The sequence below is a fragment of the Inhella gelatinilytica genome (assembly GCF_016093295.1).
GTDB classification, from domain to species: domain Bacteria; phylum Pseudomonadota; class Gammaproteobacteria; order Burkholderiales; family Burkholderiaceae_C; genus Inhella; species Inhella gelatinilytica.
This window is the reverse complement of sequence record NZ_JAEDAL010000001.1, coordinates 1,005,701-1,028,205: the sequence shown is the minus strand read 5'-3', so window position 1 is coordinate 1,028,205 and position 22,505 is coordinate 1,005,701. Positions and strand designations below refer to the sequence as shown.

At 68.0% G+C, this 22,505-nt stretch carries 17 protein-coding genes; 14 read left to right on the top strand and 3 right to left on the bottom strand.

Annotated features, from left to right (window positions below; genetic code table 11):
• The first annotated feature begins 30 nt into the window (after positions 1-30).
• From metH to I7X43_RS04675, 4 genes are read left to right on the top strand one after another with little or no spacing between them, the layout of a single operon-like run.
• Entirely contained in the window at positions 31-2,736 is a 2,706-nt protein-coding gene (gene metH / locus I7X43_RS04690) for a methionine synthase (RefSeq protein WP_198099715.1), read from the top strand.
• A 3-nt stretch (positions 2,737-2,739) separates the two neighbouring features.
• A complete protein-coding gene (locus I7X43_RS04685) occupies positions 2,740-3,393 on the top strand; it encodes an FMN-binding negative transcriptional regulator (protein ID WP_198099714.1) in 654 nt (217 codons plus the stop codon).
• 52 nt (positions 3,394-3,445) lie between these two features.
• Positions 3,446-4,621 carry a GGDEF domain-containing protein gene (locus tag I7X43_RS04680; protein WP_198099713.1) on the top strand — a complete coding sequence of 392 codons (1,176 nt, stop codon included), beginning with the start codon at positions 3,446-3,448 and terminating at the stop codon, positions 4,619-4,621.
• Positions 4,622-4,634: 13 nt separating this feature from the next.
• A complete protein-coding gene (locus I7X43_RS04675) occupies positions 4,635-7,532 on the top strand; it encodes a ligand-binding sensor domain-containing diguanylate cyclase (RefSeq protein ID WP_198099712.1) in 2,898 nt (965 codons plus the stop codon).
• Between the two features lie 3 nt (positions 7,533-7,535).
• Here the strand turns inward: I7X43_RS04675 and I7X43_RS04670 are convergent, their stop codons facing one another.
• Complete coding sequence (locus tag I7X43_RS04670; RefSeq protein WP_246480122.1) at positions 7,536-8,894, bottom strand: MATE family efflux transporter; 1,359 nt, start codon at positions 8,892-8,894, stop codon at positions 7,536-7,538.
• Between the two features lie 69 nt (positions 8,895-8,963).
• Between I7X43_RS04670 and proC the strand changes: the two genes are divergently transcribed.
• The 5 genes from proC to I7X43_RS04645 all read left to right on the top strand — a co-directional run bounded on the left by proC (position 8,964) and on the right by I7X43_RS04645 (position 14,359).
• Entirely contained in the window at positions 8,964-9,770 is an 807-nt protein-coding gene (gene proC, locus I7X43_RS04665; protein WP_198099711.1) for a pyrroline-5-carboxylate reductase, read from the top strand.
• A 22-nt stretch (positions 9,771-9,792) separates the two neighbouring features.
• The gene (locus I7X43_RS04660) at positions 9,793-10,395 is read left to right on the top strand and encodes a chorismate--pyruvate lyase family protein (protein WP_198099710.1); all 603 of its coding nucleotides are present in this window, start codon (positions 9,793-9,795) and stop codon (positions 10,393-10,395) included.
• Between the two features lie 186 nt (positions 10,396-10,581).
• Entirely contained in the window at positions 10,582-12,660 is a 2,079-nt protein-coding gene (locus tag I7X43_RS04655; protein WP_198099709.1) for a hypothetical protein, read from the top strand.
• Positions 12,661-12,696: 36 nt separating this feature from the next.
• Positions 12,697-13,572, top strand: coding sequence for an OmpA family protein (locus I7X43_RS04650; RefSeq protein WP_198099708.1), 876 nt, complete (start codon positions 12,697-12,699; stop codon positions 13,570-13,572).
• A gap of 34 nt (positions 13,573-13,606) precedes the next feature.
• Positions 13,607-14,359, top strand: coding sequence for a hypothetical protein (locus I7X43_RS04645; RefSeq protein WP_198099707.1), 753 nt, complete (start codon positions 13,607-13,609; stop codon positions 14,357-14,359).
• A 53-nt stretch (positions 14,360-14,412) separates the two neighbouring features.
• Here the strand turns inward: I7X43_RS04645 and I7X43_RS04640 are convergent, their stop codons facing one another.
• A complete protein-coding gene (locus I7X43_RS04640) occupies positions 14,413-14,874 on the bottom strand; it encodes a YybH family protein (protein ID WP_198099706.1) in 462 nt (153 codons plus the stop codon).
• 96 nt (positions 14,875-14,970) lie between these two features.
• On the opposite strand from I7X43_RS04640, the gene recG reads away from it, so the two are divergent.
• Complete coding sequence (gene recG / locus I7X43_RS04635) at positions 14,971-17,019, top strand: ATP-dependent DNA helicase RecG (RefSeq protein ID WP_198099705.1); 2,049 nt, start codon at positions 14,971-14,973, stop codon at positions 17,017-17,019.
• Positions 17,020-17,110: 91 nt separating this feature from the next.
• The gene (locus I7X43_RS04630) at positions 17,111-18,652 is read left to right on the top strand and encodes a GGDEF domain-containing protein (RefSeq protein WP_198099704.1); all 1,542 of its coding nucleotides are present in this window, start codon (positions 17,111-17,113) and stop codon (positions 18,650-18,652) included.
• A 16-nt stretch (positions 18,653-18,668) separates the two neighbouring features.
• Here I7X43_RS04630 and I7X43_RS04625 read toward each other — a convergent pair whose 3' ends face one another.
• Positions 18,669-18,932, bottom strand: coding sequence for a hypothetical protein (locus tag I7X43_RS04625; RefSeq protein ID WP_198099703.1), 264 nt, complete (start codon positions 18,930-18,932; stop codon positions 18,669-18,671).
• 10 nt (positions 18,933-18,942) lie between these two features.
• Between I7X43_RS04625 and I7X43_RS04620 the strand changes: the two genes are divergently transcribed.
• The 3 genes from I7X43_RS04620 (at position 18,943) to I7X43_RS04610 (ending at position 22,468) form a co-directional block, all read left to right on the top strand.
• Entirely contained in the window at positions 18,943-19,662 is a 720-nt protein-coding gene (locus I7X43_RS04620) for a GGDEF domain-containing protein (RefSeq protein ID WP_198099702.1), read from the top strand.
• 331 nt (positions 19,663-19,993) lie between these two features.
• Entirely contained in the window at positions 19,994-22,009 is a 2,016-nt protein-coding gene (locus I7X43_RS04615) for a S8 family peptidase (RefSeq protein ID WP_198099701.1), read from the top strand.
• Positions 22,010-22,063: 54 nt separating this feature from the next.
• A complete protein-coding gene (locus I7X43_RS04610) occupies positions 22,064-22,468 on the top strand; it encodes a hypothetical protein (RefSeq protein ID WP_198099700.1) in 405 nt (134 codons plus the stop codon).
• Positions 22,469-22,505: the final 37 nt, after the last annotated feature.

The window sequence follows — 22,505 nt, the reverse complement described above, 5'->3', positions numbered from 1 at the left end:
TTTTTCGCGCCTTTTCAGGCGCCACCTGCCATGTCCTTGCCCCCCCTCAAACTCTCTGGCCTCGAACCCATGACCATCGGCCAGGGCAGCCTGTTCGTGAACGTGGGGGAGCGCACCAACGTCACCGGCTCCAAGGCCTTTGCCCGCCTGATCCTGGCCGGCCAGTACGAAGAAGCCGTCGCCGTGGCGCGCCAGCAGGTGGAAAACGGCGCCCAGATCATCGACGTCAACATGGACGAGGCCATGCTGGACAGCCAGGCGGCCATGGTGCGATTCCTGAACCTGCTGGCCAGCGAACCCGATGTGGCACGCGTGCCGGTGATGGTCGACTCGTCGAAGTGGAGCGTCATTGAGGCCGGCCTGCGCTGCCTGCAGGGCAAGGGCATCGTCAATTCGATCTCGCTCAAGGAAGGCGAGGCCGAGTTCCTGCGCCAGGCCAAGCTGGTCAAGCGCTACGGCGCCGCCGCGGTGGTGATGGCCTTCGACGAACAGGGCCAGGCCGACACCTTGCAACGCCGCCAGACCATCTGCCTGCGCGCCTACGACCTGCTGGTCGGGATTGGCTTCCCGCCCGAAGACATCATCTTCGACCCCAACATCTTTGCGATTGCCACCGGCATCGAGGAGCACGCCAACTACGCGGTGGACTTCATTGAGGCGACGCGCTGGATCAAGCAGAACCTGCCCGGCGCCAAGGTGTCCGGCGGCGTCTCCAACGTGAGCTTCAGCTTCCGCGGCAACGAGCCGGTGCGCGAGGCCATCCACACCGTCTTCCTGTACCACGCCATCCAGGCCGGCATGGACATGGGCATCGTCAACGCGGGCATGATCGGCGTGTACGACGAGATCCCGGCCGACTTGCGCGAGCGCGTCGAAGACGTGGTGCTGAACCGCCGCCCCGACGCCACCGAGCGCCTGCTGGAAGTGGCCGATGCGGTCAAAGGCGCCGCCAAGGACGATTCGGCCAAGCTGGCCTGGCGCGCGGGCGATGTGAACGAGCGCCTCAAGCACGCCCTGGTGCACGGCATCACCGACTTCATCAACGAAGACACCGAGGAAGCCTGGCAAGCCATCAAGGCCCAGGGGGGCCGCCCGCTGCATGTCATTGAGGGCCCGCTGATGGCCGGCATGAATGTGGTCGGCGATCTCTTCGGCGCCGGCAAGATGTTCCTGCCCCAGGTGGTCAAGAGTGCGCGCGTGATGAAGTCCGCCGTCGCGCACCTGATCCCTTACATCGAGGAAGAAAAGCGCCAGCTCGAAGCCGCCGGTGCGGACGTGCGCGCCAAGGGCAAGATCGTCATCGCCACGGTGAAGGGCGATGTGCACGACATCGGCAAGAACATCGTCACCGTGGTCTTGCAGTGCAACAACTACGAGGTCATCAACATGGGCGTGATGGTGCCGGCCCATGAGATCCTGGCGCGCGCCAAGGCCGAAGGGGCCGACATCATTGGCCTGTCCGGCCTGATCACCCCCAGCCTGGAGGAGATGCAGCACGTCGCAGCCGAGATGCAGGCCGACCCGCATTTCCGCGAGGCCGGCATTCCGCTGCTGATCGGCGGGGCCACCACCAGCCGCGTGCACACCGCGGTCAAGATTGCCCCCAAGTACGAGGGCCCGGTGCTGTACGTGCCCGACGCGTCGCGCTCGGTGTCGGTGTGCTCCGAATTGTTGAGCCCCGAGCGCCGGGGGGCCTACCTGGCCGAGATCCAAGCGGACTACAACAAGGTGCGCGAACTGCACGCCAACAAGAAGCAGACCCCGCTGATCCCGCTGGCGGCTGCGCGCGCCAACAAGGCCATCGTCGATTTCCGCAGCCTGCCCGTGCCGCGCTTCGTCGGCGTGCGCCGGCTGGAGAACTACCCGCTGCAAGAGCTGGTGGCCTGCATCGACTGGGGCCCCTTCTTCCAGACCTGGGACCTGGCCGGCCCTTACCCCGCCATCCTGCAGGATGCAGTGGTGGGCGAGCAGGCGCGCAAGGTGTTTGCCGACGCCCAGGCCATGTTGGACAAGCTGGTGGCCGGCCGATGGCTGCGCGCCGATGGCGCCTTCGCCCTGCTGCCCGCTGGGCAGACGGAGGACGACGACATCGCCGTCTTCGACGCCCATGGCGCACCGCTGATGACCTGGCATGGCCTGCGCATGCAGACCGAGCGCCCGGTGGTGGACGGGCAACGCCGACCCAACCGCTGCCTGGCCGACTTCGTCGCCCCGCTGCGCGAGGGCCAGCCGCAGGACCATGTCGGCCTGTTCGCCGTCACGGTCCATGGCGTGGAAAGCAAGGAGGCCGAGTTCCTGGCCCGCCACGACGATTACTCCGCCATCCTGCTCAAGGCCCTGGCCGACCGCCTGGCCGAGGCCTTTGCCGAGCGCCTGCACCAGCGCGTGCGCACCGAGTTCTGGGCCTACGCGCCCGATGAGCAACTGAGCAACGAGGCGCTCATTGCTGAGCAGTACCGCGGCATCCGCCCCGCCCCCGGCTACCCGGCCTGCCCGGACCATCTGGTGAAGAAGGACCTGCTGCGCGTGCTGCAGGCGCAGGGCTTCGGCATGAGCCTGACCGAATCCATGGCCATGCACCCGGCCAGCTCGGTCAGCGGCTTCTACCTGGCCCACCCGGACGCGGCCTACTTCAATGTCGGCCGCATCGGCGAAGACCAGTTGCAGGACTGGGCGCGCCGTTGCGGGCTGGACAACGCCGCGGCCCGCCGTGCCCTGGCCCCCCTACTGGACTGAGCCATGTACACCCCGCCCTACACCGTCGCCGCCGAGGCGGACAGCCTGGCGCTGCTGCGCGCCCACCCGCTGGGCACCGTCGCCTGGCAAGGACCGAGCGGTCTGGAAGCCACGCCCCTGCCTTGGCTGCTGCGAGGCACCGCCCTGTCCGAAGGCCTGCGGCTCGCAGCCCACGCCCCGCGCGCCAACCCGCTGGTCCAGCGGGCGCTGGCGCAGCCGCAGGAAGTGCTGGTGATCTTCCAAGGCGTGCAAGGCTACATCTCGCCCAACTGGTATCCCAGCAAGGCCCAGTTCGAAAAGATGGTGCCCACCTGGAACTACAGCACCGTGCACGTGCACGGGCGGCTGCGGGCGATCGACGACCCGAACTGGGTGCGCGAGCAGCTGATCGAATTGACAGCCAGGTATGAGGCCAACGAGCCGGAGCCCTGGACCCTGGAGCAGGCCGCGCCGGGCTTCATCGACCAGTTGCAACGCGCCTTGGTCGGGCTGGAACTGACCGTGACGCGGATCGAGGGCAAGGCCAAACTCAGCCAGAACCGCGAGGAGGGCGATCAGCGCGGGGCCATCCAGGCGCTGCGCCAGCGCGGCGAGCACGGGCTGGCCGAGGCCATGGAACAGGCGCGAGACGGTCACGTGCCCCCATCCAGCCGCTAACCCCGGCAAAGCCTGATAGCCAGCTGGGGCCACGGGCCACACAATTTCCGGCATGCCGGCCAATGCCTCCCTGCATCTCCCCACGGTTCTGCTCTTCGCGGGACTGCTGACCATCGTGGTCACACTGGGCCTGGGTTTACTGGCTTGGCGCGACCGCAGCCCCTACCTCTGGCACTGGGTTGCGGCGATGGTGTGCACGTGCGTGGGCATGGTGCTGTTCAGCCTGCGCGGGCTGCTTTCGGTCTGGCTGACCGTCTTTGTGGCCAACCTGATGCTGCTGGGCAATGTGCTGTTCACGCTCAGTGGCTACGACCGTCTGTTTGGCCGCCTCACACCCTGGCGGTGGATGGCGGCCCTGGTGGCGGTCAACGCGGCGATTTACGCGTGGTTCACGGGCTGGTACGACCATTTCCCCACCCGCGTGGTGACCTTCAATTTCACGTTGGCTGCGCTCTCTGTGGCCGCCGCCGGGGTGCTGTGGAGCGAGCGGCGGCGGTGGCCTTTGGCCCTGATTGCGCTGCCGCTGGGCGCGCACGGCTTGCAGGCGGTGCTGGGCCTCACGCGCGTGAGGCTGGTGCTCGGCGGCGCGGACACCGGGCCCAGCTTGCAGGCGGTGAGCCAGCCCCATGCGGTGGTGATCATGCTCAACAGCTTCGCGGCCCTGGCCCTGGTGTTCGGGTTCAGCACCTTGCACGCCGCCCGCTTGCACCGCGAGCTGGACCAACAGGCCACGACCGATGTCCTCACCGGCCTGCTGAACCGCCGGGGTTTTGAGCGGGCGCTGGGGCGCGAATGGCGCCGCAACCAGCGCTTGCAGCATGGTTTGGCTGCGCTCATGGTGGACATTGACCATTTCAAAGCCATCAACGACCGCTATTGCCACGCGGCGGGCGACACCGCCCTTCGGCTGCTGGCGCAGGCCTTGGGCCAGCAACTGCGGCCATATGACCTGCTCGGGCGTGTGGGAGGCGAGGAGTTTTGCGTCGTGCTGCCGGGCGTCACGCCCGAGTTGGCCGTACAAACCGCCGAACGCCTGTGCCGCGCCCCGGTGAGCTTTGTGCCCGAAGGCGCCACCCAGCCCCTGCACCTGACCGTCTCCATCGGCGTGGCCTGCAGCATCCCAGCCGACCGCTCGCCGGACGCGCTGCTGCGGCGCGCAGACCAAGCGCTGTATCGCGCGAAGAAGCTGGGGCGTGACCAGGTGGTGGTGGCTCCCACCGAGGCCTGAATCCATGCAGGCCATGCTGCGTTCACTGCTGGGGCTCTGCATCCTGTGGTTCTTGCCACTGAATGCCCCAGCGGTCCACCTCACCGATGGCATCTTGAGCCGCTACCGCTTGGATGGCTGGCAAGCGGAGCAGGGCCTGCCCAGCACCGCGGTGCAGGTGGTGTTGCAGGCCCGCAATGGCACGTTGTGGGTGGGAACGGGCACCGGCTTGGCGCGTTTTGATGGCCTGCAATTCCGCTTGGAACAAGACCTTGACGCCCCCGCCCTGAGCCGCCGGCCCATCTTTGGCCTGATGGAGGACCGTAACGGCCGCATTTGGGTGGGTCACGGGGCGGGGGCGTCGCGGTGGAACGGGCGGCGCTGGGAGACCCTGCTGGACGCCGATCAGATCAAGGGGCGACGGGTTTGGAGTTTTGTGCAGGCGCCCGACGGGAGCGTGTGGGGCGCCAGTGAGGCCGGCCTGTTGCACTGGACGGGAGACCGACTCCGCCACATCACACCCGCCGACGGCCTGCCGGTCGAGCGTTTGCGCACCCTGGCCCTGGACCGCGATGGCACGCTGTGGATTGGCAGCACGGGGGCGGGGCTCTTGCGCCTGCGGGAGGGGCGCTTTGAATCCGTGCCCCGGTTCCCCCACACCGAGGTGCGCCACCTGCTGGCCGACCCCGAGGGCGGGGTGTGGGCGGCCACACCGGGGGCCGGTCTGGTGCGCGTTCACCCCGATGGCCAGTGGCAGCGCTATGACGTGGACGACGGCCTGCCCACCGACCAACTCACGTCCCTGGCGCGGGACCGCGAAGGCAACCTGTGGATTGGCACCTGGGGTGCCGGGGTCACGCGCTGGCGAGAGGGCCAGTTCCAATCCCTGACCACCGAGAGTGGGCTGGGGGGCGACCAGGTCTGGACGGTTCATGCGGACCCCGAAGGCAGCCTGTGGATGGGCAGTTGGAACGGCGGACTCAACCGCCTGCGCCCCCGCAGCTTTCCCATCCTCGGCAAGCCCGAAGGCTTGGCGGGGGACAACGTACGTTCGGTGCTTCAAGCCCGAGACGGGTCGCTGTGGGTCAACACGTCGGGGGGCGGCGTCAGCCGCCTTCAGGGCCAACGGATCCAAACCCTGGGCCTGCGCGAGGGCTTGCCGACTTTGGAGCTGTCCACCCTGTACGAGGATGCCGATGGCGCCATCTGGATGGGCAGCTACACCGCCGGACTGGCGCGGTGGATGGCCGGGCGCATGGAACGCTTCGGCACCGCCGCTGGACTGCCCCATGTGGACGTCAGGTCCCTGCTGCGAGACCGCCAGGGCACGCTGTGGGTGGGCACCCGCGCCGGCTTGGCGCGGGGGGTCGGCCCTCGGTTTGAGGCGGTGCACGACGCGCAAGCTCCCCAAGAGGGCGTGGTGGCGATGCTGGAAGCCCAAGACGGAACGCTTTGGTTCGCCACCACCGGGGACGGTCTGGTGCGCTACCGAGACGGACGCTTCAGCCGCCTCACCCGGGAAGACGGTTTGCCCTCGAATTGGATCCTGGCCTTGCATGAAGACGCTGACGGCGCCCTGTGGATCGGGAGCAACGGCGAGGGCTTGGCGCGACTGAAGAACGACCAGATCCGGGTCGCCCGTGTGAGTGATGGACTCTGGGACGGGTTGGCCCAGGTCTTCCTGCCCGATGCCCACGACCGGCTGTGGATGACCTGCAATCGAGGCTTCTATTGGGTGCAGCGCCGTGAACTGAATGACTTTCTGGACGGCAAACTCGCCCGGGTGCCGTCCACCGGCTATGGGGTGGGCGAAGCGCTGCGGGCCACGACGTTTGCGGGCGGGCTCCAGTCGGCCGGCGCCCGGGACGCGCACGGTCGCCTGTGGCTCCCCTCCCTCAAGGGTTTGGTGCGCGTCGATCCCGAGCACCTGCCGCGCCTGGGCTTGCCACCGGCGGTGCGCCTGGAGGCCATCAGCCTCGGAGGCCAAGCCCAGCCCTTGCAGTCGGTCTTCACGGTCCCCGCGGGGGCCACCCCCCCGCTGACACTCCGCTTTGCGGCGGCCACCGTGCAGCACGCCGAGCGCGTGCGGTTTCGCTACCGCATGGAGGGCATGACACCCGGTTGGGTTGACCTGGGCCCCCAGCGGGAAGCCAGCTTCCCCGTCCTGCCCCACGGTCAGTACCGGCTGCATGTGGCGGCCAGCCTGGATGGCGAAACGTGGCAGGAGAGCACAGACCTGGTCCGGGTGACGGTCGCACCGCGTTTCTTTGAGCGTCGCGACGTGCAGGCGTTGGGGGGCGTTTTGGGTCTGGCCTTGCTCGCCTTGGGGGTGCAGTTCCGCACCCGGCAGCTGCGTCAACGCCAACGGGACATGGAGCGGGTGGTCGCCGAGAAAACCGAGGCCCTGCGCCGCGCCAATGAACACTTGGAACAGTTGTCCTTCAGCGACGCCCTCACGGGCCTGTCCAACCGGCGCTGGTTTGATGAACAGTTGGCGCGCGAATGGCGCCGCTGTGCCCGCGCCCGCGAGCCCCTGGCCCTGGTGCTGGCCGACATCGACGCCTTCAAGGCTTACAACGACAGCGTGGGCCATGCGGCCGGTGACGATTGCCTGCGCGCGGTGTCCCGCGTCATTCAACAGCACAGCGGCCGGGCCGCCGACTGCGCCGCGCGCTACGGCGGTGAGGAGTTCGTGCTGCTGCTGCCCGGACTGGACCTCCCTGCCGCTCGCGCCGCCGCCGAACACCTGCGCGCCGCTTGCCAGGCCCAATCCCTGCCCCATCCGGCCTCTCCCGTGGGCCCGGTGGTGACGCTCAGCCTGGGCGTCGCGGCCTGCATCCCCGATCCACACGTCGATCCGCTCACCCTCTTCAACGCCGCAGACACTGCGCTCTACCAGGCCAAGCAGTCGGGGCGCAACCAGGTTGCGTAGCCTTCAACCGGCAGTGCGCTGCAGTCCCCGAAGTCGACGCCGGACGCCACGGGCTGCCGGCACCCAATCCAGGCGCACCCAGCGACGCCACATCAGCACCCCCCGCAGCCATTCGTCCGCCACATAGGCCAGCCAAACACCGGTCAGGCCCCAGCCCAGTGGCCCCCCGAGCAACCAGGCCCCCCCGGCCAGCACCACCAGCATGGACCCCGCGCCCACGGCCACCGGATAGCGGGCGTCGCCTGCGGCGCGCAGCGCGTTGATCACGACCAAGTTGAAGGTGCGACCCGGCTCCAGCAGCACCACCAGCCAGAGCAAACCGGCAGCCTGCGCCGCAATGCCCGCGTCTTGGGTGAACGCCCGCAGCAGCCACGGCCCTGCCAGCGCCACCCCCAGGGCCACGAGCACACTCGTCAGCAAGCCCAGCGCCAGCGCCCGGCGCAACAAACGGTTGGCCTCGTGCAGTCGGCCCGCGCCAATCAGGTGCCCAATCAGGATCTCCAGCGACAGGCCAATGGCCAAGCCCGCCAGGAGCACAAAAAACATGATCTGGCTGGCATAGGCGTGCGCCGCCAGCGCAGGCAGGCCCAGGCTGGCCACCACGGCCATGGTGGCGGTGTAGGCGATGCGGTAGGCGATGTTCTCGGCCGCCCCCGGCAAGCCAATGTGGAGCATCGCCCGCACCTCCACCGGGCGCCACTGCCACCAGTCCGCCCACCGCGGGCGCAGGTTCAGGCGCTGCGTCCACAGCAGGGTGTGCAAAGCCAGCGCCACCACGCGGCTGGCGATCAAGGCCCAGGCAAAACCCACCAAGCCAAAGGTCGGCATCCACAGCGTCGCCAGCACGAGCTGGCCCGTGTTCATCACGATGAGCACCATCAGGCTGTCCCGGGCCCGCAGGTGCGAGCGCATCACGCTGCCCATGCTGGCGTTCCATGCATCCAGCACCAAGCCAGGGGCCATCCACTGCAGGAACGCCACCGCCAAAGGCAGCAGCTCAGCCGGTGCATTCAGCGCCCGAAGCAGCGGCTGCGCCCCCGCCCATGCCAGGGCCGCACAGGTCAAGCCCACCCACGTGCTGGCCGCCAACGCGGCGCGGGCCATGGCGTCCGCCGCCTCGCGCTGGCCACCCCCCAGGGCTTGGGTGATCACCACCCCCATGCCCGCACCAATGATGCGAAAAAAGATGAACAGCGTGGCCTGCAACTGCTGCGTGAGTGCGAAGGCCCCGGCGGCGCCGTCGCTGACGCGGGAGGCCAGGGCGGTGGCCACCGCCCCCACGACCATGCCCAAGGCCAGCTCCAAAAAAAGGGGCCACAGCAGCGGCCACAAACGGGGCGAAGGAGACAGGGGCGGGCGCATGGCGCCGATTGTGCGGAGGTACCCGCCTGTAACCCCCGCGCTCAGCGGCAGGGCGCCACAATCCACGCCATGCACCCCACCCTCGCATTCATCGGCGGCGGCAACATGGCCAGCGCCATCCTGGGCGGCCTGCGGCGCGCAGGCCGCCCCGCCGACGCCTTCCTGGTCGTCGAGCCCTTCGAAAGCCAGCGGGCTCGCCTGCACGCAGAGTTTGGCGTCACGGCGCTGGCGGCGCCGGATCCCCGCTTGGCGGATGCCAGCATGGTCATCTGGGCGGTCAAACCGCAGCTCTTCGCTGAGGCCGCCGCGCCCGCGGCGCCCTGGATCGCGCAGGCCTTGCACCTCTCGGTGATGGCCGGCATCCGCAGCGCGTCGCTGGTCCAGGCCGCCGGCACCGAGCGCGTGGTGCGCAGCATGCCCAACACGCCGGCCCTGATCGGCCAAGGCATCGCGGGGCTCTATGCCCGCGACGCCGTGACCGAGCTGGACCGCGCTGAAGTGGACGCCGTATTGGCCCCCACGGGCCGCACGGTGTGGGTGGAGCGCGAAGACGACCTGGATGCCGTGACCGCCTTGTCCGGCTCCGGGCCCGCTTACTTTTTCTACGTCGTCGAAGCCATGATCCAGGCCGGACTGGACTTGGGCCTGCACGAGACCCAGGCGCGCGAGTTGGCCCTCGCCACCTGTGGCGGGGCCGCTGCACTGGCCCTGCAGTCGGGCGAACCCGTGAGCACCCTGCGCGAGCGTGTGACCAGCAAGGGTGGCACCACCCATGCCGCGCTGGAAAGCCTGCGCGCCGATGGGGTGGGCGAGGCCGTTCAGCGCGCCGTGCGCGCCGCGGCCGCGCGCGCCGCGGAACTCGGCCGAGCCGGCTGACCCCGTGGGCATCGCGGCCCGCATGAGCCTGCGTGCGTGGCTGCGCGCGCCGGGCTCTCTCTCCGCCCGGCTGGCCCGCCATGGTCGCTTTGAGGTGCAGCTGCTGCGCCAAGCACCGGCCCCGTTGGGCGCCCCGGAGCGCCAGCAACTCGGCCCCCCGCGGCACGGGTGCACCCTGGTGCGCGAGGTGGTGCTGCGAGTGGGCGGCCAACCCCTGGTGTGGGCCCGCTCCAGCCTGCACCGCAGCACCCTGGCCGGCCCCTGGAAGGCGCTCAAGGGCCTGGGGCGCCGCCCCCTGGCCGAGCTGCTCTACCAAGACCGACGCGTGCAGCGCAGCACCTTGCAACCCAAACGCCTGCTGCGCCACGGGCCGACCCGGCGCCACATGCAGCGCCAGTGGGTGCAAGCCACCGGCAGCCCGCCCCCCGCCGGCATGGTGTGGGCCCGCCACTCGGTGTTCAAGCGCCAGGGCGCGCTCTTGCGCATCCTGGAGCTCTTCCACCCCGATGTGTCCGCGCTCGCCCCGTACCCCGGCACGCGCCGGCCCACGCTCAAGACCTTGGCGAGCACGCCAGCCGGCCGGTTGCACCACCCGCAGTGGCGGCGCCCGACCCGCAGGGGCTGAACACCCCAACCTCATTCAAACCTGGCGAACACCCCATGACCCGACGCCTTTTGATCACCGGTTTAAACGGCTCGCTCGCGCCCGCAACGCCTGGTATGCCCAAACAAACCAGTTCTTGACCTAAATCGTCGTGGCGCGCGCCAAACCCATGCTCGAATGTCCCTTTGGCCAGATCGGAGGGTGGTCGTGCTCAGCTCATGGATCCTCGCGGCAGCGGCCGCAACGTCTGTGGCGCCTGGTCCTGCCCCGTCTTGGACCACTGTGCGCGAATGGCAGTTGGTGGTCGAGCACACCGTGTCGGCACGCTACCGCAGTGAGATGCGCGGGGCGGGAGCGGTGTTGCGCAGCAGCGATGCAGAGCGATTGCGCTGCTCGTTTCGACTTACCCTGCGCAGTGACGGCGGAGGCCATGAGGACGGCGCTGAATGGTCCGGACAAGGGCAAGGGTCGGGCGCAGGCTACCGCAGAAGCTCCGAAGTGGCCCTGGGCGGTGGCCAGCGGCAGGAGAGTACGGATCGCCGAGAAGCCTCGGGCCGTTTTCGCACCGAGGGGCGGCTGCAAATTGACTTGACCCAGGGCACCTACAGCTTCGAGGTGCAAGGCGAGGAGGGTATGAGTGGAACCCGGCGGGTGCACAAGGCCGGCCACAGCAGCACGTTTCAGGAGAAGCGGGGTTGCGATGCCGGCATTCCCGATCAGCGTCTGCCGACGAGAGGCACCGTTTTGGAAGGCACGCACACCACGGAAGAGCCCCCGACCGCCGCCCCCAATCCGGGGTTGAACGCCCAGGCGACTCGCGTCGTCACGACCCGCTGGTCGCTTCATCCCGTGGGGCGCGTGCGCACCCGCTTGGTCATCGAACCCGGACCTGGCTATGAAACCTGGCTGCCGGAGGGCAGCGACGGGCCGCAGGGGGTCGGTGCGGTCCACACGGTTCGCCTGCGTTTGACTGACGCGAACGGCACTGCGCCGCGCCAGGCTGCGAGCCGCGTGCGCGTCCGCCTCACCCAGGTCAGCCGGGAAAGAGGGACCTCATTGAACTGGCCCCGCCATGGCAACACCTCACCCGATCTGTTTTTTCGCTCACAAGGACAAGAGGGCCTCGTTGAGTTGCGCGACGGCGGGCAGGAGTTGATTTTGGAAGGCGGTCGCACGGAGTGGACGGTGCCGGTTTACGCCAACGACTTCGGCGCCTATGGTGAGTTGATCGCCCAGGCAGAGTTGGTGGGCGGCGGCGTGGCCCAGGGCGAGCGAGCAGGGTCGCCGGGACATAGCTTCTTGTCACTGCCCAAGGACGACAACCACAACCGCATCGCCGACGCTTGGGAGGCGAGCGTGCGTCCTGCATCGGCCGACCCCGAAACGGACGACGACGACACCTCACAGGGTCTGGAACGCCCAGGTGATGGGCTCAGCCTGTACGAGGAATACCGAGGTTTGCGTACCGCAGACCATGCGCATCGACGCCTCGATCCGCGGGTGCCAGACCTCTTTATCGTCGACGCAAGGCGACTGGTGCTGCCGGGTGATTGGCGAGCAATTACCGGCATCGAACTGCATCATCTGGAGTGGACCCACTTGCCGGCCGGCGACCGCCTACCCCTGGACCCCACCACCTCAAGAAAGATGCGCCGGGTGGACCACCACGCCGGTTTCGCCGATGGAGATGCGGCACATGCGGTATGGCTGAATGCCAACCACGGCATGGACGATTCCATCATCTTCCAAGGGCCCCTGCGTGCACGCATGTCGGCTCAAGACGCCGCAGAGTCGGCGTCCGTATATCGGCTCGGCACGACCATCCAAGTCGGCCATTACGACCCGGCCTTGGCTGAGGTCGAGGGTGGTGACGCATGGGCTCCCGTAAACATCTTTGCCTCCTACATCAATTTCGACAGGCTGCATCGGATTGCCTTTCACGGACTGCAGTCGATCTTGCAAAAAGTGGCAGATGGAATAACCGCGCCTTCCGAAGACATTGGCGCCTCCCCGGCCGAAGCAAGGTCCCTGGCGCAGCGTTTATGGCAGGGAGACGCGCAAATCCGTGCCTCCATGCCCACGTATCTTGCCCGGATCGCGATGCACGAGTTGATGCACGCCATCGGCAGCGATCACCATGAACCCGACATTCATGGGGGCAGCGTTGCCTGCCTGATGCGCTACCCCACGGATGCGCAAGAAGCACGGAACCTGCTTGACGGTGCGCCGGCACCAGAAGTCTGTTTTGCGCCCACATGCCGCCCGCGCATGCGCCTGTTACCTTGACACACGCCATCGAACCCCGCCCCTGGAGAAGATCCCATGAAAACCCAAACGCTGATCGGATGCTGCCTGCTGTCATTCAACCCCCTTTGGGCAAGCGCGGCCGACAACCCGAAATGCGCGCCCGACCCCGTGTTTGAACGCCATCCCAGGGGCGAGTTGTCGACCTGTGAAAAGGCCAGTTTCAAGGCACTGACCCTCACCTCTGCCTACAACACCAGCAGCGGCGAGCGAACCACCGTCGCTAAAGAAGGCGCCTACTGGGCCAGCTTCTATTCAATTCGAAAAGATGCGTCCGGCGCCCTGCCCTCGACGCTGGAATTGCAGCGCAACTACGAAAACGCCGTGCGCCAAGGGAACGGAAAAGTGGTCTGGCGCGATGCCTCGCCCAGCTCCATGGGAGACCTGACGTTTCAGCTCAGCAAGGGCGGCACAGAGTACTGGGGCAAGGTGTACTGCGACGACGGCAACAGCGACGGCTGCGGCCGGCTGGTCATTGAAACCGTGGGCATCAAGGCCATGAGCCAGGAGGTCACCCTGTCGGCCGAGCAGATCGCCAAGGACATGAAAAGTGGCGGCAAGGTGATCTTCTATGGCATCTTGTTTGACACCGACAAATCCAGCATCAAACCCGAATCCGAACCCACGCTAGTCGAAATGGCCAAATGGCTCAAAACCAACCCGGCCGCCAGAGTTTTCATCGTGGGCCACACGGACATGCAGGGGCAGTCGGACTACAACGTTCGCCTGTCCAAAGACCGTGCAGGCAGTGTCGTGAGCGCGTTGACGGGACGGCTCGGTATCGCCAAGGAGCGGCTCGCCGCCGAGGGCGTGGGGCCCCTGGCGCCCGTGGCGAGCAATGGGGATGAGGCCGGGCGGGCGCGCAACCGGCGGGTGGAAATGGTGATCCGCTAAACCCGGGCCCGCCCCCTCAATCCCGGAGGACCTCGTGGAGAGTCTCCTGAGCCTGCTGGGGTCGTCCTGGCCCCTGCTCATTTTTCTGGCGTTTTTCGTTGCCCTCGTTTGGCGGCCTGGCAGTCGCACACTCCCCGGGCCTCGCCCCCCGCCCGGCAGTTTGTCGGGACCCGAGCAGACGGGCAGCCAGACATGGCAGGGTCACACCCAGGGCATCGACTGGCAGGCCGAGGTCACTTGGCAGCCGGCGGAGGTCGACGATGGTCAAGCCAACCGACGGCGCACCAACGCGCAAAGCACACGCTGGTCGGCGCCAGGCCTTCGACCCGCCAGTGGTGCGTTGCTACTGATGAGCTTGCCCGACGACTGCCCGCCCGCCGCCGCCCGGGGTGCAGACAGTGTGCTCGGGGCCATGGCCGCCCCGATCGCCCGAGCGGCCCACAAGGCGTTCTTGCATCTGGCCTTCGGCGCTGAGCGGACGGCCCCCTTGCGACTGGGCCCTGAGCACCACGTCCCCCTTGAGCGGGATGAATTCGGCTGTGCTTTTGCCGCCTTCGCCGATCCACCCGACTTGATGGGCCACTTGTCGCCGGCGGCGCGTGCGCTTCTGTTGAAGGGTCATCATGGCCGCCCGGCGCTACTTTGGGATGAAGAGGGGCTGACCCTGGCCTGGCCCCACGCCCGCGTCGGACCCGCCCAACAACAGGAGTTGGCTGCGCTGGTCGCCTATGGGGCCAGTGTTGTCGGACTGCTGACGGCCAGCAGGGGCGGACGCCTATCCACCTGAGCGCTGGAACAGTGCCAATGCACCGGCCACGCCGGCCAGGGCATAGCGTTTGCTCAAGTCGGCCCGGTCCCGAAGTCGAACACGATCTCCCACTCCCCGTCGGGCTTGCGCCGCCAGGTGGATTGAAAGCGGGCGACCACCTGACCGGCCGGGTCTTTGACCGGACCGCTGGAGCGCGCCAACTCCCCGCTGGGCAGCACCATCACCACGTCCGGCGCCCAGCTGAACGGCGCCGACGGCCCCTCGAAGTAGCGCGCCCAGTGCGCCACCACCGCCTCCGGCCCGATCAGGGGCTCGTCCTTGCCCTGGGTGAACACCGTGTCGGGCGCCAAGAAGCGCCGGAACGCCGCCAGGTCGCGGGCGGCCATCGTCGCGGCAAAGGCGATCTCAGTGGCCCGCACGGCCTCGATGCGGCGGGCCAATTCCTCGGCGCTGGGCCAGGTGGAAGCCAGGACAGGGGCGGTCATGAGCGGCAGACTGGCGCTGGTCAGTAGCCAGGCGCGGCGGTTCAACATGGCGGGTGGGGCGAGCAAAGCGGCAATGGTAGGCCCCGCACGTCAAAACATGCACGCACGGTGAACAAGCGAAACAGGCCGCCACAATCCCGGCCCATGTCCGCCGAGCCGCCCAAGCCCAAGCCTGCCCCGTCCGGCCCGCGCCGGGCGATGGAGCGCCTCGGGCTGCTGCGGCCCATCGACCTGGCCCTGCACCTGCCGCTGCGTTACGAGGACGAGACCCGGCTGACACCGCTGCGCGAAGCGCGTCATGGGCAGGTGATCCAAATCGAGGGGGTGGTGCGCGACTGCCGCGTCGAAACGCAGCGCCGCCGCCAGCTGCTGGTGAGCCTGCAGGATGACGCCGGCGAGCGCCTGCTGCTGCGGTTCCTGAACTTCTACCCCAGCCAACAAAAGCAGATGGCACCCGGCACCCGCCTGCGCGTGCGTGGCGAGCTGCGCAGCAGCTTATTCGGCCGCGAGATGGTGCACCCGCACGTCAAACCGGTGGACGCCGACACCCCGCTGGCCCAGGCGCTCACGCCCGTCTACCCCACCAGCGCCGGGCTGCCGCAGGCCTACCTGCGCAAGGCCATCGAGGCCGCGCTGCCGCGCGCGCCCCTGCAGGAGCTGCTGCCGGCCGGCACCGTCCCACGCGGCCTGCCGCCCTTGCGAGAGGCGCTACACTTCCTGCACCACCCGGCGCCCCAAGTGCCGCTGACCACGCTCGAAGACCACTCGCACCCGGCCTGGCAGCGCCTGAAGTTCGAGGAGCTGCTGGCCCAGCAGCTCAGCCAGTTGCAGAGCAAGGCCCTGCGCGCCCAACACCGCGCGCCGGTGCTGCGCGGCGGCACCGTGGTGGAACGGCTGCTGGCGCAGTTGCCGTTTGAGCTGACCGGTGCACAGCGCCGCGTGGGGGAGGAGATCGCCCAGGATCTGGCCCAGGCGCAGCCAATGCACAGGCTCTTGCAAGGCGATGTCGGCTCCGGCAAGACCGTGGTGGCCGCGCTGGCCGCCGCCGTCTGCATCGACGCAGGCTGGCAGTGCGCGCTGATGGCCCCCACCGAACTGCTGGCCGAGCAGCATTTGCGCAAGCTCGTGGGCTGGCTGGAGCCCATCGGCGTCAAGGTGGCCTGGATCACCGGCAGCGTCAAGGGCAAAAAGCGCGAGGCCCTGCTGGACCAGGCCGCCAGCGGCGAGGCTCAGCTGGTGGTGGGCACGCATGCCGTCATCGAGGACAAAGTGCAGTTCGCCAACCTGGGCTTGGCCATCGTGGACGAGCAGCACCGCTTTGGCGTGGCGCAGCGCCTGGCCCTGCGGCGCAAGCTGGCCGAACGCGGGCTGGAGCCGCACCTCTTGATGATGAGCGCCACCCCCATCCCGCGCACGCTGGCCATGAGCTACTACGCCGACCTGGACGTCAGCACCCTGGACGAGCTGCCGCCCGGCCGCAGCCCCATCGTCACCAAGGTGTTTGCGCTGGACAAACGCGAGGCCGTCATCGCCCGCATCGCCGACGCCATCGCCCAGGGCCGGCAAAGCTACTGGGTCTGCCCGCTGATCGAAGAGAACGAGGAGCTGGACCTGCAGGCGGCCACCGCCACCCATGCCGACCTGGCCGAACGCCTGGGCGCCGAGCGGGTGGGCCTGCTGCACGGGCGCTTGAAGGCGGATGAGAAAGCCGCCGTGATGGCCCGGTTTGCCAGCGGCGAGCTGCCGCTCTTGGTGGCCACCACGGTGATCGAGGTGGGCGTGGACGTCCCCAACGCCAGCCTGATGGTGATCGAGCACGCCGAGCGCTTCGGGCTGGCGCAGCTGCACCAGCTGCGAGGGCGCGTGGGGCGCGGTGCGGCCGCCTCGGTGTGCGTGCTGATGTACGCCGGCCCCTTGAGCGAGAGCGGGCGCGAGCGCCTCAAGGCCATGGCCGAGACCACGGACGGCTTCGAGATCGCCCGCCGCGACCTGGCGATCCGAGGCCCCGGCGAGTTCATGGGCCACCGCCAAAGCGGCGCCGACCTGCTGCGCTTTGCCGACTTGCAGGAGGACGCTCCGCTGCTGGTGGCCGCGCGCGCTGTCGCGCCGCGTCTGCTGGCCAGCCACCCAGCCGCCGCGCAAGCCCAGGTCGAACGCTGGTTGGGGGCCAAGGCTGAACTGATGAAGGCCTAGGAACGCCCCGGAGCACATAAGGAAAAACCGCGCTTGACGCGGCGCGGGGGCCGCGACCATGCTGTCGCCCTTGGCGATCCAAAGGACTGACATGCACGCTGGGGGGTCTCGCGTCTCGCTTCGGTGGCAGCTCGCTCTGTTGGTGGCCCTGTGCGTGCTGCCGCTGCTGGGCTTTGGTGCCTTGCTGGTGCAGCGCTATTCGGCACAGCTGTTGACCCAAGTGGAGGGTGAAACCCTGCTCTTGGCCAAGAAGGTGATGGCCGAAGTCGACCGCGAATGGGCCTCCGTGGAGGGCGGTTTGGCGGTCCTGGCCACGTCCGACGATTTGATTCAAGGACGTTGGGAGGCGTTTCGGCGTCAAGCCCATTCGGCCATTGCGGCCGGCATGTCCCGCAACTATGTCGTGACGGATGCCCAGGGCCGGCAACTGTTCAACACGCTGGTCCCCGCCGGGCAAGCCCTGCCGGAAGGCGGCACCCCCCCGGAGCTGTTGACGGTGCTCCAAGGCCGACCCGCCCTGACCGGCTGGTTTTTGGGCCCCGTCACCGGCCAGCCCACTGTGGCCATGGGCGTTCCGGTGCGGGCTGCGGGGGAGGTTCGCTACGCCCTGAACGTGGGCCTGCCCGCCGCACGGTTGAGTGATTTTTTGACGCGCCAGCCCCTGCCGGACGGCTGGCTCATCGCTTTGATTGATCGATCCGGCCGCATCGTGACCCGCTCCCGCGAGGGGCAACGCTACGCCGGGCAGCCGGTGACCACGGACCTGGCCGCCGCGCTGGCCCAGGGCGCCGAAGGCAAGGTGCTGGCCACCACCAAGGAAGGCATTCCCGTCTACACGGCGTTCACCACCTCAGAGCGCTGGGGATGGCGCGTCGCCGTGGGGGCGCCCGTGCACCTGCTGCAGGCCGAACAACAGCGGGTGCTGCGCGGTCTGGTGCTGGCGGGCGGCTTGGCCCTGGTGGCAGGCATCCTGATGGCGGCTTGGTTGGCCCAACGGGTACTGACCACCGTGCGCGCGCTCAACCAGGCCGCGGCCAACCTACACCGCGGCGGCGCGCTGGAGCTTCCCCCACTGCAGTTGAAGGAAGCCGAGGAGGTCGGCCGGGCGCTGGAGCGGGCGGCGCAGTCCATGGAGCAAGTTCAGTACCTGGCCAATCACGACCCGCTCACGGGCTTGGCCAATCGCGGGCTGTTCTTCGAAGTGGGGCGCCAGCGTCTGGAGCTGGCGCGCCGGCAGCAGCGCCCGTTGGCCCTGCTGGCCCTGGACTTGGACGGGTTCAAACCGGTCAATGATCACCACGGGCACGCCGTGGGCGATGCCTTGCTCAAGGAAGTGGCCGACCGCCTGCTGGAAACCAGCCGATCGGCGGATGTGGTGGCCCGGCTGGGCGGCGACGAGTTTGTGCTGCTGCTCAGCGACACGGACGCAGACCAGGCCCGCCAGACCGGCGAGCGCCTGCTGGCGGCCTTGGCCCCGCCTTGGTCAGCCGCCCCGCAGCCCGTGACGGTCAGCATTGGTCTGGCGCTTTACCCAGCGGACGGCGAGCGACTGGAAGACCTGCTGCTACAGGCCGACCGTGCGCTCTATGCCGCCAAAGCCGCAGGGAAGCAGCGGCTTTCAGCCCGCCCGTGAATCCAGGGCGGGCGCGTCAGAGGTTCCCCGCAAACAACTTGCGAATGAACAGCGCCTTGAAGCCCTTGGCCTCGTCCAGCCCCAAGCGCTCCAGGTAGGCCGGGGGCGCCTCGCGGCCTTCCCAGAAGCTGCGCAGGGCCAGCTTGACCAGGTCCACCGGGTGCTGGGTCGCCTTCTTCAAGCGCCGCAGCGCGCCGACGATCTTGAGCTCGTCCGCGGTGAGGTCCGTGCCAAACGGGAAGCCCGGCAGCAGGCCAGCCTCGGTCCAGGGGTGGAGCAAGCAGTCCAACGTGCTGCGCGGTTTGCTGGGCGCCGGGGTGCTGGCCCTGCTGGCCGGCCTGGGCATGGCCATGTGGGTGGCGCTGCGGGTGCTGGCCACGGTGCATGCCTTGAACACGGCTGCGCTCAACCTGCACCAGGGCGGCGCGTTCCAACTGCCGCCGCTGCAATTGCGCGAGGCCCAAGAAGTAGGGCAAGCCCTGCACCGCGCCGCCCACGCCATCGAACAGGTGCAATACATGGCCAATCACGACTTGCTCACCGGCTTGGCCAACCGGGGCCTGTTCTTTGAAGTAGCCCGCCAGCGACTCGAACTGGCCCGGCGCCAGCAGCGCCCCGTGGCCTTGCTGGCCTTGGATTTGGACGGCTTCAAGGCGGTCAACGACACGGAGGGCCATGCCGCGGGCGACAGCCTCCTCAAGGAGGTGGCGGAACGCTTGCAGGCCAGTTGTCGGCAGGCAGACCTGGTGGCGCGCCTGGGTGGCGACGAGTTTGTGGTGCTGCTCAGCGACAGCGATGCGCACCAGGCCCGCCAAACCGGAGATCGCCTGTTGGCCGCGTTGGCCCCGCCGTGGACTGCTTCGACCCAGGCCGTCACCGCCAGCGTGGGCCTGGCCCTGTTCCCCGACCATGCCCAGGCGCTGGACGACTTGATGCTCGAAGCCGACCGGGCCTTGTACGCGGCCAAGGGCAATGGCAAGAGCCGCCTCGCGGTGGCCGGTTCGGCCTAAACAGCGCCTGAATCAGCCCCGGGATCGAGGGGCGTAATTCCCCCAAACGATGGGCGGCTGCCGCTGCTTATAGTGCCGGCTCAGGGAGGCACGCAAAGACATCTCACCTTCTACAAAGGGATGCGGCGCGCCCGGTTTGGCCCCAGGTCATGCCGACCACGCTGCATCGTCACCGAGGCAACGCCCTGCGACCATACTTTGTTGAGAATGGATTGAGGAGGTCTATGTCTTTGCATGCCAAAACAAGCCCGCTGCACGCGGCCCTGCTGGCCCTTGTGGCCGCACTTACCCCCCCCCCCCCGCTCTAGCCGCAACGGCCAGTGCGCCTGACTTGCAGGCGCTCCAAGCCACGGCCCGCGAGCACGGTGCAGCGCCCGTCATGGTGCACCTCTTGCCCACCTCGTTGGAGGAGCTGAGGCGCGATCGGGCCAAGGTCAAAGCCGATGCCGCTCAGCGCGAGGCGGCACTGCTGGCCGAGCTGGGTGCCGAAGCCTGGCGCAGCGGGCGTTGGCGCAACGAGGCCGGTCAGGTTGAGCTTTACCTGACCGAAGCGGGCCTGCGCATCCTGTCCAACAGCAACCGGGCCTTGCACTTTTGGCCAGGGCGGCATTGGAGCGCCAAGCTGAGCCTGGACCCGAGCGATTACCGGGTCGTCGCCATCGAGAAGGCCCTGAAGCAAAGTGGCCAGGTCTCAATTGCGGCGTTGCCGCATCTGGATCAGGACGCCGACTACGAGCTGGCACCCGGCAACAAATGGAAGCTGGCGGACGCCACGCTGAGCGCTGCACAGCAAAAGCTGGCCGCCGTGGCCGGGGAGCAGGTGCTGGCGGACGGACAGGCCAGCATTGCGGCCAGCAGCGACCTGCGCAAGGTCGGCATTCCGATGCGGCTGAACCGCCAGGCTCGGCTGAAGATCCTCGAAGAGGCCCCGCTGCGAGGCCTGTGGGTGGATGGCAGCGCTGACCCACGCCCGCTGCACATCGACCCCGAGGCCCTCACGCAAGCCGATCAGCAGGGCCTAGCCGAGGTGGTGGTGACGCTGCGCAACCCCATGCTGGGGGCGCTGACCCGCAAGAGTTCGGCGGAGGCCCAACGGCGTGCCCACCGTCAGGCCTTTCAAGCCCTGCGAGCGGCGGCCAAGATTCCAGACACGGTGGGTTTGGAGCACACCAACCTGGGCGTCTTCACGGCGCGCTTGACCGGCACCCAGTTGCGGGCCCTGGCCAACAGCCAGGACGGCCGGATGCTCAGCATTGCGCTCAACCGGCCACGAGCCAAGCCGATGTTGGCAACCAGCACCGCCACCCTGAACATGCCGGTCGCCTGGAATCTGGGCTACACGGCCTCCGGGCAGGCAATCGTTGTTATGGATACCGGCGTGCAGAGGGACCATGCCTTCTTCCGCGACGGCAGTGGGAACTCGCGCATAACCCTTGAGGCCTGCTACGGCTCCAGTGCTCAGATCGGATCAACGCTTTATGAAAGCCGTTGCCCCAGTGCAGGCCCTAACGGCGACAGCCCACTCGGCTTGGTCGGCTCCGCTGCGCCGGTACTCAATTGCTCGACGGAAGCCCCGGATGCGTGCTCCCATGGAACTCACGTGACGGGAATCGCTGCGGGCCGCAATGAACCCTTGGCGGGTGCCGGCACCCAGGGTGTCGCGCCTAGCGGGAACATCGTCGCGGTTCAAGTGTTTTCGTTCGATGTGGCGCGTAAGAAAGAACCGGGGACCTTCGACGCTGATCTGTTGGCGGCGATGGACGCTGTGATCAACGCCGCGGTTGTGGGCAACGTCAACCCCATCACGGTAAATCTAAGCCTGGGTGGGGGATATTTCAGTTCGGCCTGCCCTGGCGATCTGCCCGCCATGACGACAGCATTCGGTGCGATGCGTGATCTTGGTGTACCCGTGGTAGCGGCCACTGGCAACGCCTTTGCCAATGGGTTGATCGCTTGGCCGGCCTGTGTGCCGCACGCTATCAAGGTGAGTTCGACCGTCAATGATGGAGTGGGCAACACCCGCTCCGCGTTTGCCAACGTTCCATTCCCAGACAACTTTCCAGGTGAAGCGATTTGGATGGCGCCAGGAGGCGGTGGGAGCACCAGCATCCGCTCTTCGATTGCGGGGCCTGGTGTCAACGGCTACGACTCGATCTCTGGTACGTCAATGGCCAGCCCTCACATCGCCGGCCTCTACGCGGCTGCAAAGGACGCGTTGCCAGGGCAGGGCGTGGACGCCATCACAGCCTTCTTTCGGGCCAATTTCAGTCAACCCGTGAGCATCAACGTCTGTCCGGTAGGCCCCTGTGGCGTGTATACGGTGACGTTGCCGCGCATCCGGTTGTAAACGGCCCGGCTTCCTCGGCCCAGCCGGGGAAGCCTATCCAAGATAGGAGTTTCAATGACGTACAAAATTGCATTGATTACCCGCTATGGGGCCCTCTGCCTTTGGGCCCTGCTGGCCGCCTGCGGCGGCGGCGATGAACCTCGAGTGACCGTCCTGACCACGCTGCCCAAGGGTGCGGACTACCTGATCGTTCCCGGCAGCGCCAGCGCACTGCAAGCGCAACTCAGTCTTGACCGAGTACCGTTCGAGAACCCACGGTGTGCGGATTGGCAACGCGATCCGCGCCCCGGAAAGGGCGTGAGCTGGGTTGAGGGCGTGAGTCCGGTTTACCTGCTTCTCGACGTGCCCGAGTCCAGCGCTCCAGCGCTCAAGCAAAAGTACGGCTTGGAGGTTTACGACCCCGCCGAACACCTGTCGGTTGTGCTGCCATTCTTCGACTGCAAAGCCCGCGGCTACTAAGGACGCGGGGCGGCGAGGGCCAGGGGCCCGGCCGCCC